This is a genomic window from Leptospira barantonii (assembly GCF_002811925.1).
In the GTDB taxonomy this organism is placed as follows: Bacteria; Spirochaetota; Leptospiria; order Leptospirales; family Leptospiraceae; genus Leptospira; species Leptospira barantonii.
The window spans coordinates 70197-84692 of sequence record NZ_NPDS01000001.1 but is presented as its reverse complement, the minus strand read 5'-3'; the positions used below and the strand labels follow the sequence as shown (position 1 = coordinate 84692).

At 43.3% G+C, this 14496-nt stretch carries 12 protein-coding genes and 1 pseudogene; 11 read left to right on the top strand and 2 right to left on the bottom strand.

Annotated features, from left to right (window positions below; translation table 11 throughout):
* Positions 1-92 precede the first annotated feature (92 nt).
* From CH367_RS00415 to CH367_RS00385, 7 genes are all read left to right on the top strand, one after another.
* Positions 93-503 carry a MerR family transcriptional regulator gene (locus CH367_RS00415; protein WP_100760551.1) on the top strand — a complete coding sequence of 137 codons (411 nt, stop codon included), beginning with the start codon at positions 93-95 and terminating at the stop codon, positions 501-503.
* Positions 500-1426 carry a DMT family transporter gene (locus CH367_RS00410; RefSeq protein ID WP_100760550.1) on the top strand — a complete coding sequence of 309 codons (927 nt, stop codon included), beginning with the start codon at positions 500-502 and terminating at the stop codon, positions 1424-1426. Before CH367_RS00415 ends, CH367_RS00410 begins: the two co-directional genes overlap by 4 nt.
* A gap of 22 nt (positions 1427-1448) precedes the next feature.
* The gene (locus CH367_RS00405) at positions 1449-2603 is read left to right on the top strand and encodes a hypothetical protein (RefSeq protein WP_125226076.1); all 1155 of its coding nucleotides are present in this window, start codon (positions 1449-1451) and stop codon (positions 2601-2603) included.
* A gap of 175 nt (positions 2604-2778) precedes the next feature.
* On the top strand, positions 2779-4074 hold the full coding sequence (locus CH367_RS00400) for an outer membrane beta-barrel protein (RefSeq protein ID WP_425268773.1): 1296 nt from the start codon (positions 2779-2781) through the stop codon (positions 4072-4074).
* A gap of 68 nt (positions 4075-4142) precedes the next feature.
* Positions 4143-4673 carry a peptide-methionine (S)-S-oxide reductase MsrA gene (gene msrA, locus CH367_RS00395; RefSeq protein WP_100760548.1) on the top strand — a complete coding sequence of 177 codons (531 nt, stop codon included), beginning with the start codon at positions 4143-4145 and terminating at the stop codon, positions 4671-4673.
* A gap of 45 nt (positions 4674-4718) precedes the next feature.
* Complete coding sequence (locus CH367_RS00390; protein ID WP_100760547.1) at positions 4719-5792, top strand: alpha/beta hydrolase; 1074 nt, start codon at positions 4719-4721, stop codon at positions 5790-5792.
* Between the two features lie 20 nt (positions 5793-5812).
* Positions 5813-6778: an alpha/beta hydrolase gene (locus tag CH367_RS00385; RefSeq protein ID WP_100760546.1), complete on the top strand. Its 966-nt coding sequence runs from the start codon at positions 5813-5815 to the stop codon at positions 6776-6778.
* Here the strand turns inward: CH367_RS00385 and CH367_RS00380 are convergent.
* Positions 6744-7355, bottom strand: coding sequence for a uracil-DNA glycosylase (locus CH367_RS00380; protein ID WP_100760545.1), 612 nt, complete (start codon positions 7353-7355; stop codon positions 6744-6746). The two genes, CH367_RS00385 and CH367_RS00380, sit on opposite strands and share 35 nt — an antisense overlap.
* A 46-nt stretch (positions 7356-7401) precedes the next feature.
* On the opposite strand from CH367_RS00380, the gene CH367_RS00375 reads away from it, so the two are divergent.
* Both CH367_RS00375 and CH367_RS00370 read left to right on the top strand, forming a co-directional pair.
* Entirely contained in the window at positions 7402-8421 is a 1020-nt protein-coding gene (locus tag CH367_RS00375; RefSeq protein ID WP_100760544.1) for a ligase-associated DNA damage response exonuclease, read from the top strand.
* A 318-nt stretch (positions 8422-8739) separates the two neighbouring features.
* Positions 8740-9684: an ankyrin repeat domain-containing protein gene (locus tag CH367_RS00370; protein ID WP_125226075.1), complete on the top strand. Its 945-nt coding sequence runs from the start codon at positions 8740-8742 to the stop codon at positions 9682-9684.
* A gap of 56 nt (positions 9685-9740) precedes the next feature.
* Here CH367_RS00370 and CH367_RS00365 read toward each other — a convergent pair.
* Positions 9741-12284: pseudogene (locus CH367_RS00365) on the bottom strand (penicillin acylase family protein); the annotation flags it as partial.
* 314 nt (positions 12285-12598) lie between these two features.
* Here CH367_RS00365 and CH367_RS00360 point away from each other — a divergent pair.
* On the top strand, positions 12599-14191 hold the full coding sequence (locus tag CH367_RS00360) for a DNA ligase-like domain-containing protein (RefSeq protein ID WP_100760541.1): 1593 nt from the start codon (positions 12599-12601) through the stop codon (positions 14189-14191).
* 96 nt (positions 14192-14287) lie between these two features.
* A complete protein-coding gene (locus tag CH367_RS00355) occupies positions 14288-14473 on the top strand; it encodes a hypothetical protein (RefSeq protein WP_100760540.1) in 186 nt (61 codons plus the stop codon).
* Positions 14474-14496 lie beyond the last annotated feature (23 nt).

The following is a 14496-nucleotide window of genomic DNA, read 5'->3' as shown; positions in this document are numbered from 1 at the left end:
AATTCGATTTTTTTTAAGGAAATTCTCCACCTAGAGTTGACTCTAAGTTCGTCCAACTTTTAGAATTCAGGATCGAATTTAGGAGGATCCGAATGAACGCTTCATTCAGCATTTCCACAATCTCGGAGATGACTCACTTCACGCCGCATACTCTTCGTTACTACGAAAAAGTGGGAATTCTACCCAAACCGGAAAGAAACCACGGCAAGGATAGAATGTATTCGCAAAAGGATATCAACTATCTGAAGTGTATCAAAACTCTGAAGGAACTCAATATGCCTTTGGAGGACATCAAGGAATTCATCAAAGAAGGTTGTCTTTTGGATAAGATTTCCAAAGGAGAAAATTTAAAACCTCCCTTGAACAAAAGAATTCGGATTCTCACCGCGCACCTCAAGACTTTGGAACAAAAAAAGAAGGACCTTGAGGCGACGATCAAACTCACCAAAAACAAAATTAAGGAATATGACACTCTTCTTTCCAAGGAGGAACATTTAGAATGAAATCCTTTAAACCGTATCTTTTTCTGATCTTTTTTGCGCTGATTACGGGGGTCACTTTCGAAGTCGCAAAACAAGCTCTGTATTATTTCAGCGCGGCCCAAACCGGCGCGTTTCGTTTTGTGATCGCAGTCGTCTTTATGTTTGCGTTCGTCTATTTTACGGATAAAAAACTTCTCAAAGTCGATTCGGGAAATCTGAAAAGTCTGATTCTTTTGGGAGTCGTGGGCGTGTTCGGATTCAACTCGTTTTACTTTTTGGGAATGAGAAAGGCGTCCACGGTCAACGGCGCGATCATCATAGCTCTCGGCCCGGCGATCACGGCCTTTCTTTCCTATTTTCTTTTAAGAACCAGAATCACTCTGATTCATTACTTAGGAACGTTAGTCTCCTTTATCGGCGTTTTGTTGGTGATTTCGGACGGACGTTTGAGCGCTCTAAAAAGTATTTTGGAAGGAGAGGGAATTCTTTACATATTCCTCGCCGCGGTATGTTGGGCCTTTTACTCCGTGGGAATCAAAAAATATCTCAAAGGAGTTTCCACGATTCAGATCACCGCCTACACGTCGTTATTCGGTATGATTTCCCTCGTCGTGTTTCTACTTTTTATGGAAGGATGGAACCCGAACATATTCTCCTTTCCGTTCCAGGCATGGCTCGCCATTCTTTATATGGCGATCTTCACGGCGTTCTTAGGTTATCTTTTTTGGAACTACGGCATCCAAGAAGTCGGTCCGGACAAGGCCGCGGTTTTCGGAAATCTGATTCCGGTTGTCGCGATGTTCACCGCTTGGTCCTTGGGTGAAACTCCGAATCTATTCGATATTCTCGGTACCTTTTTTGTGATCCTGGGAATCTTCGTCGTAAATTCTAAAGCGAAAAAAATTCAAACGAGTCCCGATATAAAAACTTCAACCGTGAATTGAACTACTGATGGATATAAAAAAAATGAAACATACAAATAGAGCCCTTCTCATTCTTTCGATTTTTCTTTTTGCAAGTCTTTTGCAAGCACAGGACAAACAAAGCCCCGATATAAGCTCGGGGATTCCCGAGGACAACGCGCAGAATCTGCCGAAACCTACGGATAAAAAAGCCGAGTTCGGTTTTAGTCAAACTCTCGCAAACGACGTGTTCGTTTTTGGAAACAGTCTTTTCGGAGAAAAGCTAAGCAGAAGAGACAACGATCCTTATCAAACATTCTCGCCGGGTTTGATTTTGGGAACCTTCGTCAATTTTTTTACGCCGATCCCGGGCTTTCGTATGAATCTGATCATGGCCAATCCTTTGATCGGCAGAAGCAACACGGATAACGACTTCGTTTATCAATCTACTCCCGGGGGCACGGACGAAACGTATAAGGTGTTTCAATCCTTACAATCGGGTCAGTTGTCTTACGATCCCAATCAGGTAAAACCGAGAAAGGAAAACAACGGTGTTCGGGATTACTTTATCGGTCAGATTCTTTACGAATGGAATTCTTCCATCGGTCAGTTCTTTACCGGATTTTTGATTGTAAACAGCGCGAACTATCCGACTAACGCGAGTTTGTTTAACTATACTCTCGGTTGGAAACCCGCGTTTTTGAATTATCTCAAACCGGAACTTGTTTCGTATTATCGTTTATCTTCGGAAACGAGCGGACTCAATCAGGGGAACAGTCATCACCGGGTTGCGTTAAGCCACGAATACGAACTGACCAAGGATTGGAAACTGACTCCGGGTTTACAAACCGGTTATCAATACTACAACAATAACACCGATAAAAGATCGGGTGTCACCGATATAACCGCGAAACTTCAATTGAACTTCAAGGAAATGAACGTAAGCGTAAGCGACGTTTACAGACCGGATCTTTATATTTTCGATAATGATCGGGTTTATCCGAAACCTACAGGAGTCGCATCGGATACGAACGCGGACGACGGAAAAGTCACCGATCCTTCGAAAATCCACGGAACCGTAAATCAAACGGCCGCGTCTGCGATTCAATCGCTCGCGTTGGACAGCGTTTCTAAAAACTATCTTTTGAACGCTTACCAACAACAGCATATTCCCAAACATCACTTCATCGTCAGCCTGGGTTACGTCGCAAAATTTTAGAACATCTCTTAAAGGCCGGTCCGAAGGATTTCGGAACCGGTTTTTCTTTTTGACTGGATTTTTAAAAGCTCCCAAGGCAGAATCTTAATTCTTTCTTAACTCGAATGTGCCGATCCTTATTCCGAATCGGCTTCTCGGCCCTTGAATTTTGAGAGAGATTTTATAAGATTCAATCATGACACAAAAAAAGAATCTTTCACGGTTAGAAACAGTATTTTCGATTTTTCTTATATACTTTGTGCTCGGCGTCGTTTCGGTCGATTCTCAGGAAAAAAAAGAAACCGGAACACTGACACAACCGAACTCGGTCGACAAGGACAAGGAGCGGGACAAAAACGAAAGCGAAGACGACGAAGAAGAATTTCAATCCAAAGACGAAGTGGAAAAAAGCGAAAAGGTTCTTAAAAAATCGGAACAATCTTCCTCGAAAGAAAAGAAAGAAGAGGATAACAAACATCATCCCGTGTTCGGATTTTTCGTGGATTCTTATTACGCGCACAATCCGTATCGGCCGAATTCAAGAGACAACAAATATCTGACCCAACCCGCGCGTTGGGACGAGATCAACATCAACCTCGCGTATATCGACGGTAAGGTGGAAACGGATCGATACAGAGGACGTGTTGCGTTTCAATTCGGAAACTCCGTGAACGCAAACTACAAAAACGAAGTCAGTACCGGAAAAAATTCGAACGAACTTTCGGTAAGAAACATTCAAGAAGCGTACGCGGGTGTGAAACTCGCAAAAAATCTCTGGCTCGACGGAGGAATTTATTTCGGAAACATAGGATTGGAAAGTTGGATTTCGCATAACAACTGGAACTACTCAAGAGCCTTGGCCCTGGATTACGTTCCATATTATTCGAGCGGTTTTCGTCTTTCGTATCAATATTCGGATAAACTATCGTTTCAACTTCATCTGATGAACGGTTGGTCCAATATCACCGAAACGAACCGGGATAAGGCGATCGGAACGCAGATCGACTACAAGGTTACGGATAAATTCAAGATCACGCACAACACGTTCGTAGGCAACGAGGCGCCGGACAACCAACCGCGCCAAACAAGATATTACAATAACATAATACTTCAATATCACTTTACGAAACATTTCATCGTCGCAGGATCGGGCGACGTGGGGATTCAACGCGTTCCGGATCCGGGAGTACGCGCGTATAGACAATGGTATCACGCGACTTTTTGGATCACTTGGAGACCGGTCGAAGAGTTTAGAACCTCTCTTCGTTTGGAAAGAATGTACGACCCCGAACAAACGATCATACAAACCGGAACCAGAAACGGATTTTTAACTTCTGGAGCGACGATGACCTTCGATTATATTCCGAACGAAAACGCGCTCGTTAGACTGGAAGGAAGATACTTTCGTTCTTACGATCCGGTTTTTGATCGGGATAAATCGAAATCCAAAGAGGAAAAATTCATCGTCTTTGCAGTCACGATCAAAATTTAAAAAACGATTTCGAGCTCGAATTCGGAATTCACTTGAAACCTTTTCGGTAAAGGTTCGAATCGTTCAGTATGGAACAAGCAACATTAGGCGGCGGTTGTTTTTGGTGTCTCGAAGCGGTGTATCAGATGGTGGAAGGAGTGGAATCCATCGTATCCGGATATTCCGCAGGACATATTCAAAATCCCGATTATAGATCCGTATGTTCCGGAAGCACGGGACACGCGGAAGTCGTTCAAATCACGTTCGATCCGAAAATCATAACCTATTCGGACATACTCGAAATCTTTTGGATCTGTCACGACCCGACTACGTTAAACCGACAAGGAAACGATTCGGGAACCCAGTATCGATCGATCATTCTCTATCATTCTCCCGAACAAAAAAAACAGGCGGAAGAATCGATCCAAAAAGCGGCTTCACATTTTTCGGATCCGATCGTGACTCAAGTGGAGGCTCTCAAGGAATTTTATCCGGCGGAGAATTATCATCAAAATTATTTCAGAACGAATCCCGATCAGGCTTATTGTCATTACGTGGTGAAACCGAAGATCGACAAATATCTCAAAACAGGTTTTAAGGTGAAACGCGTAAATTCCTGAATTCTACTTGATCCTCTTCGGATAAATCGATAGTTTGATTCTTTAATGAACGCGAATATCCGAAGAACTTTTCTGATTCTTTTCCTGGGAATTTTTCTTTCCCAATGTAAGGCGAGCATTCAGCTTCAAGGCGAAATGCATCATCCTAAAACCGAAGACGGTTGGGATTTGACTCTCGAACATTTTCCTCCTTTGGCCGGTCACGCGCCTAAAAAATATCCGGTCATCTTATGCCATGGATTGATCGCAAATAGAACGTATTTAAAGATCAACGAGAAGAGTTCCATCGTCGGAAGACTTCAAAAAGAAGGTTACGACGTTTGGTTGTTGGATCTGAGAGGAAGAAGGGACGCAGGTTATCCTTCCCTGTTTTTCGGGGATAAAACGTTTTCTTACAGCATGGACGATTACATCCAATACGACGTAGATACTGCCATCAAACACGTGTTAAACGCAACCGGAAAGGACAAGGTCAACTGGATCGGTCATAGTATGGGCGGAATGATCGTATACGGAAGAGTGGGAAGTCTCGGCGAAAAAAGAATCGCGAACTTCGTTGCGATCGGTTCTCCGGCGATCATGGATCCTCCGAGCGCCGCAATCAAACGATGGGGTTCTCTTACTTGGTTGATGAACCTTTGGCCCGTCGTTCCCACCGAAACTTGGGCGGGACTTCAAGGCGGAACCGGAATTCCTTTTCTTCCTCAGAAATCGTTCGAAGAACTTTTCTGGCATAAGGCGAATATAGATTCTTCCGTTCTTTCCGGAGTAAAAACGACTTCGATCAATCCCGGAGCGAAAAAGGAAATTCTTCAGTTCAAAGACCTCTCGGAAAGCGGCGAGATCCGAAGTCTGGATCATAAGATTTCTTATACGAACGGACTGAAGAATATCAAAATTCCAACCTTGTTCGTCGCGGGTAGAAGGGATAAACTCGGAATGTCTTATTCTCTTCGTTACGCATACGATACGATTTCTTCCGAAGACAAATCCCTTTTTATCGCTTCGAGATCGAACAATCATTCCGACGATTACGGTCATACGGATCTGATCGTAGGGAAGAATGCGGACAGGGACGTATTTACGCCGATCGTCTCGTGGCTGGATAAAAGAAACTAATCATTATTTTGGATTTAAGAATGAAACTCACAAAAACAATATCGACTTCGATCGCCGCACTTCTGATCGCGCTTCTTTTCAGTTGCACACGTTATGTGGTCATTACGGAACAGAAATTCACGTCACAAACCGCGAACATCGCTCCGAACGTTTACTTAACTACTTTCTCATACGAGAATTCTTCCTATCCTCCCGTACTTTTGGTGGATCCGGTGTTCATCAACAAAAAGGCTTTGTATCTCGGAGACAAATCCGGGTTGATCGGGGTTCTGAACGGAAACGGATTTTCGGTTTGGCTTCTTCATTTCGAAGATCATAAATCCGTAAACTTAAAGGATATAGGGGAGAATCTGATTCCGGACGTAATCTCAAGAATTCAAAAAGTTACCGGCAAAAAGGAATACATCCTCGGAGGAGTTTCCCTCGGAGGTCAGGCCGTATTACATTCTTTTAAAGCGAAGAAAATTCCGGATATTTCCAAAGCGTTCTTTCTCGGAACGGGAATGGATTACAAATACAACGATAGTTTTATCGAACAGATGAAAACCGAAAAAAGATTCGGAACCGACCTAAGCGTTTCCTGCAAAAACAAGGACAGCTTTTGCAAACGATTCATCTCCTTCGACGCGGACGATCCCACAACTCTATTCGTATATCAGAATCTTTTTAACTACTTACCGGCCCTTGAGGAAAATCCGAAAACCTGGGAGTCGTTCGAGTCCACGAACTTCCCTTCTCTTTTTATCGGAGGAAGAATCGACAACGTATCTCCGACCGAAAGTATTCATCCGGTTTATAAAAGAAAAAAAGGGAAAAAGGAATATTGGGAAGCGGGAAGAGACAACGGAATGTCGATCGACTACGATCACTTGGGACTTTTCGCATACGAAGACGCACCTTCCGATATCTATCAAAGAATCGCCGACTGGCTCAAGGAAAAAGAAGTCGAGATTACGAAGGCCTCTTCCACCCCAGCAAATCCATAACCTTCTTGATGTCCTCCCAGACTTCGCGTTTGAGAGGACTATTCTCCCCACCGTTACGAATCACAAAACTCGGATGATACGTAGGCATCACCGGAATTCCGAAAAAAGCTCCCCAGTTTCCTCTGAGTTTGGTGATTCCTTCCTTCGTATTTAAGATAAATCTTGTAGAAGGATTTCCTAATGTAACAATCACTTTCGGTTGAATGATTTCGAGTTGTCTCAAAAGATACGGAGCACAAGCGCGCGTTTCCTCTTCTTCGGGCGGTCTGTCCTTTTCGAACATCATATCGAGGGTCGGTCTACACTTTACGATATTCGCGATGTAAACCGATTCTCTCGGAACACCCATTCCCTTTTCTATGATTCTTGTCAGAAGTTCACCGGCTCTGCCCACGAAAGGACGGCCGGTGAGATCCTCTTGTTTGCCGGGGCCCTCCCCGATAAAAACGACTTCCGAATCCGGATTGCCTTCCCCGAAAACGGTTTGAGTTCGAGTCGTGTGGAGTTTGCAGAGTTTACAAGCGGAAACCTCGGATTGAACGAGGTTTAACCTTCTCAGTTTTTCTTCTTTGCTCATTGAAAATACGTTCCATCCAGACTGAAAAAGAATTTCTCTGGAGTCAATGGAAATGATCGTTCTTACCGATGCGGGTCTTTACGTTCCACAAGCGGACGTTTACGTAGATCCGTGGAAAGGTGTTCCCAGAGCGATTTTAACGCACGCACATTCCGATCATACTCGAAAGGGTTCCCGTCATTATCTCTGCGCGGAAAGCGGACTTTCTCTTACCAAAGAACGTTTGGGGAAGAATTCCAACATAGAAACTCTTCGTTACGGCCAAGCCGTGTATCGAAACGGGGTCAAGATCAGTCTTCATTCCGCCGGTCATATCCTCGGTTCGGCTCAGGTAAGAATCGAATACAACGGTAAGATCACCGTCGTCAGCGGAGATTACAAAACCGTTCCCGATCCGACCTGTGAACCGATCGAAATTCTGAGATGCGACACATTTCTTTCCGAAGCGACCTTTGCAAAACCGTATTACGCTTGGGAAAAACCGGAATTCGTATTTCAGAATATTCTAAATTACATTTTGGACAACCGAGAGCAGGACGAGATCACCGTTCTTTACGGATATTCCTTGGGAAAGGCGCAGAGAATTCTCAAGGGTCTTTCGATCGCGGCGGAAAACTCGGGCGTCATTTTGGATTTTTTCGTTCATGATTCCATTCTTTCCATGAACGAAAGATATAAGGAATCCGGAATCCTTTTGCCGAAAACCGAAAGTTTATCCGAGTTCAAAGGAGAATCCAAAAATCCTTTCGTTTTGATCGCACCTCCGGGTTCTTCGATCCCCAATGGTCGTTCGAAAAAAATTCGAAGCGCGTTTTGTTCGGGTTGGATGCAACTTTCCAAAAATAGAAAGAGTGGAAGTTTTCACAAAGGTTTTGTGCTTTCCGATCACGCGGATTGGAACGAGTTGATTCATACGATCGAATCCACCGGCGCCGAGGAAATTCTCCTTACGCATGGAGATACAAAAGACATAGTTCGTTTTCTTTCCGATCAAGGGAAGAATGCAAAAACTCTGAAAACGAAATTTCATTCCGAGGAATCGGGAGAATCCTTAGATTCCCGATAATTCGGACTTTAGTCTCATAAACGGACTTACATCGCTTTCGAATACTCGAAAATTATAATATTCTATTCTTTGGTTCGCATGAAAAGAAAACGGTTCGTGTAGAAGTCGGATCGTTTCCGTCAATATCTTGTCCTTTTTTCGGATCGTAGCAGTTCCTACATTTTCAAAATCACGGTTTTATCGGAATTCTCTTTCTATTTATAAGCCGATAGGATTTTGGAAAAAAATTATTTAGAATCAAAAAGAACACGATCGGACATTTTTAAAATTCCGATTCAAAAAGAATTCGATCTCGGTTGTCAAATCAGGAGTCCGATCATGAACGAAACCCGCGAACCTAAATTCATAAAAGCCAAAGCTGAACATCGTTACGCTCTGATGCGATGGATCGAAAAGAACGAAATCGAAATGATAAGGGAAGAATTAGAACTGAGAGGCAAAGACTTCTACAGAAATTCTCCCTTATTTTTTGCGGCGAGCGAAAACAGCCCCGCGACTTTGAAATTCCTGGAAAGCTTCGGATTGCCCTTGGACACAAGAGATTCCAACGGAAACACGCTTCATTTTTACGCGTGTCGTGATCGGGGAAAAGCGGAAGTCGTCGAATATCTACTTCATAAAAACGTAATGCCCGATCCTAAGGACGTGGTCGAGGCCGCACATTCCGGAAAAATCGAAATTCTAAAGTTATATCAGAGCGCGGGAATCGATTTAAAAAGCTCTAATATTCGAAACGACCACTACACGATTCTCGAGATCGCGACTTTTAGCGGATTAGAATCGGTGAAATTCCTTTTAGAACAAGGATTAAAACTGGAAGATTCCGTTCTTCCCAGGGCCGTAAACTTGGGAAAGTTCGATCTGGTTCGTTATTTGGTCACTGAACAAAAAGCGGATCCGAATACAAAGGTTTACGAAAGAAACGCGATTCATGAAGCGTGTTTGGGTCCTTCCAATCACAATCCTTCCGACTATCTGGAAATCTTAAAATTTTTACACGAGAATGGAGGCGATCTCAACTCCGCTTCGAATTGGATTCCGAATACACACGCTTATACTCCGTTGCATTTCGCGTGCAGACCCGGACCTCAGGATAAGACTCCGATCATCGAATATCTTTTGGAAAACGGAGCCGATCTCGATTTGGAAAATCCGAATTCGGCTTTGAGCATCGCGGATACAAAAACTAGAAAACAGGTTTTGAAATTTTTGGAAACGAGAAAGGAAACCCCGATATCGAAAATCCTTTCCAAATCTCGTTAACTTGAGAGGACGATCGATCACATTATAAAATTATTATGTGATCGATCTTAAAATTCTTACGGAACGAATTTCAAAACGTATTTCGAATCCTTCTCGATCTGAGATTGCGAGAATCGAATCTCTCGATGTTCTCCGTTTAAGAACATGCGAATCTGATCCCCGTAAAACGGAGAACCGAGATTTCCCGAATTTCCGGTAGGCAACACCGACCAAGAATTTTCCGGATCCGAAAGATCGACGATTCTTCGTTTGGACGGACCTACGCGAGGGGTCATCTTAGGATTGATTTCCTTATGATTCATCAGGTTGATCACGGATTCTCCCGAAACGACCGGAAAGGGTCCTTGATTGAAAATCGATCCGAGTAACGGAACCTGTCCCATCGGATGTTCGAAAGTGATCTGATGGGCCTTCCCCCATTTCCAAGAAGAAGGAGAACCTCCGTGTTCTTTGGAAAGATAACGAACCGTTTGTGTAAAGGAACGGATGAGAATATCCTTTCTCGTTTCGCGTTTATCCGGAGTTGCAAGATCGTCCCAAAAATCCGACTTCGGATTAGCAAGAATGGACTTGTAAGCGTTCCAACGTTCCGCGCTCTGACCGAATATGTGAAGATCCGCTTCTCCGAACTCGTCAAGCCATAGATTCAACATTACGAATTGATTGAGCGTATGAAAGATCGTTGCTCCCGATGAGTCTAACGTGTTTTCGCCGCCGAACTTACGATAAATATCCAAAGCTTCCTTAAAAACGCCGGACCAATTCTTATCCTCTTCGATTTCCAAAGAAATCAAAGGTACGATCGTTCTCGCCGAAAAAGAATGAACGTCGGTTTGAACTTTTTTGACGTCGTCCACGGACCAATTTTTTTTCTGGGAAAGAAGCTCGTAGATCCTTCTTCCCCGATCCGATTCCTGCCAATACCCTTCCGGTTTTCCGAAACCTTTGAGATCATACGCGGGAAGATGATTCGCGGTAAGAATGATTCCTTCCGGCGGATTGATCAGTTTCGGATTCTGAGCAAACGGAAGATAACCGATCACGTCGTCTTCTCCCGTCGCACCGTTTAGAATTTTACGCGTGTTGGTTTTCTTTTTACGAAGCGGAAATCTTCCCACTCCCCACCATGCGATGTTTCCTTTCGCGTCCGCATAAGAAACATTTAGACCGGGCGCGGGAAGATCTGCGGCGACAGCGGAACATTCCTGCAAAGTGGAACAACGTCCTAGAGAATAAATCGTTTCCAAAATAGGAACGGAAAGATGATGAAAAATCCAATAGATCGAAACGACCGGACCGTTATAACCGGGAATCGGTTTGGAAACGATCGGCCCGTGAGAAGTCACTTGGATCGTGATCTCTCTCGATTCTTCCCCTTTTACGGGGATCGATTCTTTAAAAACTTCGACCGGAACCCAGTTGCCTTTTTCCTTTACGAGATTCGATTTCGTAGGATGCAAAACCTCTTCGTAAAAATCCATATCGTCGTTTTCCAACATCGTCAAAGCCCAGGCTTTTTTAACGTTATGCGCGATTAAAGGAAACGGAACGATCGGAAGATGATAACCGTACGTTTCATGATCTCCGGCTTTTAGATGAACCTCGTACCAAGTTCCCGGATTGCTATAACCGATATGAGGATCGTTTGCGAGAATCGCACCGCCCGTCGTTGATCGAGACGGAGCGATCACCCATGAATTGCTTCCTAAAAACAAAGGAAGTTCTTCCAAGATACGATTCGTTTTTTGAATCACGGAACCGAAATCATCCAAGTTTACCGTGGAAAGTTTTTCCGATTTGGAAACGGAGAATGGATTTGTATCTTCGCCGTTTCTGTTTTCTTTGTTATCCCTGCTTGGAAAAAAGTTTTTTCTTGAGATCGCGAGTTTCTTCGGAGAAAAGGAAGGCTGATTCTCCTGAATGGAAAACGGATCTTCCGTATCGTGTCTCGGGAACACATCGCCGACGTTTCGATTCGGAAGTCTTCTTTCCAAAATCGTATAAAGAGAATCGGTTCGCAACGCTTCCGCAAAAGAAAACGACAACAAAGAAAGCGCACTCAATACGTCGATTCGATCAAATGGTTTCGGTTGATAACCGAGAATCGTAAACTCGATCGGAAGAGATTCCGTTTTCAAAAAGAAATTGATTCCTTCCAAGAAAGAATCGAGTTCTTTGAGGATCTGCGGATTTCCTTTCGAAGCTTCCTTTAACATTCTTTCGGCCGTTCTTTTTAAAAGAATCTGTCTTAAAAAAGTATCCGTTGGAACCAAGTCCGCTCCTAACACTTCGGATAATTCTCCCTTAGCCGCTCTTCTGAGAATTTCCATCTGAAACAAACGATCGCTGGCGCTCACATAACCTAACGCGAAGTATGCGGAAGCGGAATCTTCGGATTGAATGTGCGGAACTCCGTAAGAATCCCGGATTACCGAAACCGGTTTGGCGAGTCCGGGCGCTTTGAGTTCGCCGGATAAACGAGGCGCTTTCGAATAGATTAAAAATGCGAACGCCGCTTTTAAAATAACGATAAGAACAAGAACGACAACCAAGGACCTGCGAATCCACAACGGAGTTCGATTCCAAAAATTGGAAACGTATTGAACGAAATTTTTCATAGCCTAACCGGTTTTTCTATAGTTTAGAAAAAGGAGCTTATCCAATCCGATTTCAATAGCAAGAAAAGTTTTATCGGAATTACTTTTTTCGAAACGCTTTTTGATAATTTGAGAATCGAATTCGAAATTATAAATACGAATCGCGCGGAATTATAGGACAAACACGGCGACCTCCCTGAACGAAACGGAAATCCAGCTAAAACGATCTTGAAAGTTTACAAAACGGAAAAAGAATTCGCTTTCATTCTTTTCTTTCGTTTCAAAAATTAGAATCGCATCTTGTATAACGATCCGCTGTGAATTCCTTTTTTAAACTCTGCGAAGAACTCAAAGAAGAATCCGATCCGATTCGAAAAAGGAGATTTCTTGCGGGCTATTTCTCGTCTTGCGATCCGGACGAACTCGATGTCGCACTCTTCTACTTAAACGGCAAAAAAGAAAAAGGAATTTTCCGAGAGGAAGAATTCATTTCGCTCGTTGCTAAATTCTCGGGTAAACCGAGTTGGTTGATTCAAAGTTCGATTCAAGAAGTGGGAGATTTCGCGGAGGCTTTGGCTCTTTTAACGGAGAATTCTTCGGAAAATAAAACGATAACGCTTCTTTCGATCCGAAAGATAGCGGAAGAAATCCGATCCATTCTATCGACCCGACCCGCTTCCGAAAGCTCGGAACGAATCCGAGAAATTCTTTTTTCTTTTTGGAATTCGGCAGTTGTTTCCGAAAAGATCTTTCTTCATAGAATTCTTTTAGGAAAACAGATTCTTAAAATTCCGGATTCGATTTTGCTTTCGGCGATCGCCGATTGTTTCGATTTGGAAATTGCGATTCTTTTTGAAAAAACAAATTCGTTCGGCGCCCCTTGGAAATCTTTTTCATTTTTGAAAACTCTTACGAACTGGTTTCCCGATCGTGGCAAACTGATTCGTTTATCAAAAACGGAAATTCAGAATAAAATCGATCCGTCCTTGCACGTGGAATGGAACAAGGTCGAAGCCGGGGATTTCCCCGAAGAAAATTCTTTAAAAGGACATTCGTATTTTCTAATACCGGAGAATGGCCGTTTGGTTCAAGTCGTTTTGAATTCTTTCGGGACTGCGGTGTGGACTCGTGAAAGTTATATCTATCAAAAGGAAATTTCCGAAACCTTGGAAGGACTTTTTTCTTCGATGGTTTCAAAGGAGTTTACCGGGCCCGATCCGTTGACGTTACCGATTTTACTTTTAGGTTGGCTGATCGAAAAAGATTCCGAAAAGGCATTCGTTTTTTATGATATTCTTAGATACAAAGGCGAAGATCTTTTCAAGCAAACGATATCTCGTCGAAGTGAAATTCTAAACTCGCTCTTTCGCGAAAATTCTCCGCGTGTCGGAATCGCACATCGGGTTGGAGTTCCTGTTTCGGATTCGATGAGCGGCTCGTCGAATGCAAATCGGTTTCGACAAGAGATCCTCGGTGAAAATTCGGAGGCATTCATTTTTGATCCACAGGGTTCTCGATTTTTTTCGATAAAGCCCGCGCTTAAAAGCGTCAAAGCCGTTTTGCTTTATGGAAGAAAGGCGATGAACGAGGAAGGATTCTCCTTTTGGGAATTGAGCTTTGGTCTTCGGAAGGATGGGGAAGATTCTCCCCTGGTCACGATCGCGAGGACGAGCGTCGGGTCGGAAGATTCTTTGTTTGCGGAGTTGGATCTTTTCTTTAAGGAGAATACGATCGAAAAGAAAGGCCCGATCCGAGGAGTTCCCACAATTTGGAAAGTGGAGCTTTTGTTTCAAAGTCGAGTGGAGTCAAAGAGACATAAGATTGGTTTTTATCTTCAAGATGTCTCGATTGGAAAACGAATCGGCGTAGAAGAAGAGATCGATCACCTCGATCTTCTTTTGAAAATGTAGGAACTCATACAACTTTCAAGAACAGAGCCTTGTCGAAATCGTAAAATGTAGGAACTACCACGAAATTCTTCCGAGAACAAGAAGACTCAAACTGAGATGCTTGACAGGGACTCTCCTTCCGATTTTTTGGTCGATATGAACCAGAAAACTGCAAAACTTCTTAACAAATACGCAGAACTTAAGGGTGTAAGCTCTAAACAAATCAAAAGAGAATGGTTGGTTTTGAACGAGCATCAAAAAGACCAGAAAAGACAGGAAATTTTGAAAGAGCTGGTAAAATAAACCGGCTTTTTCTCAGTCTCTTC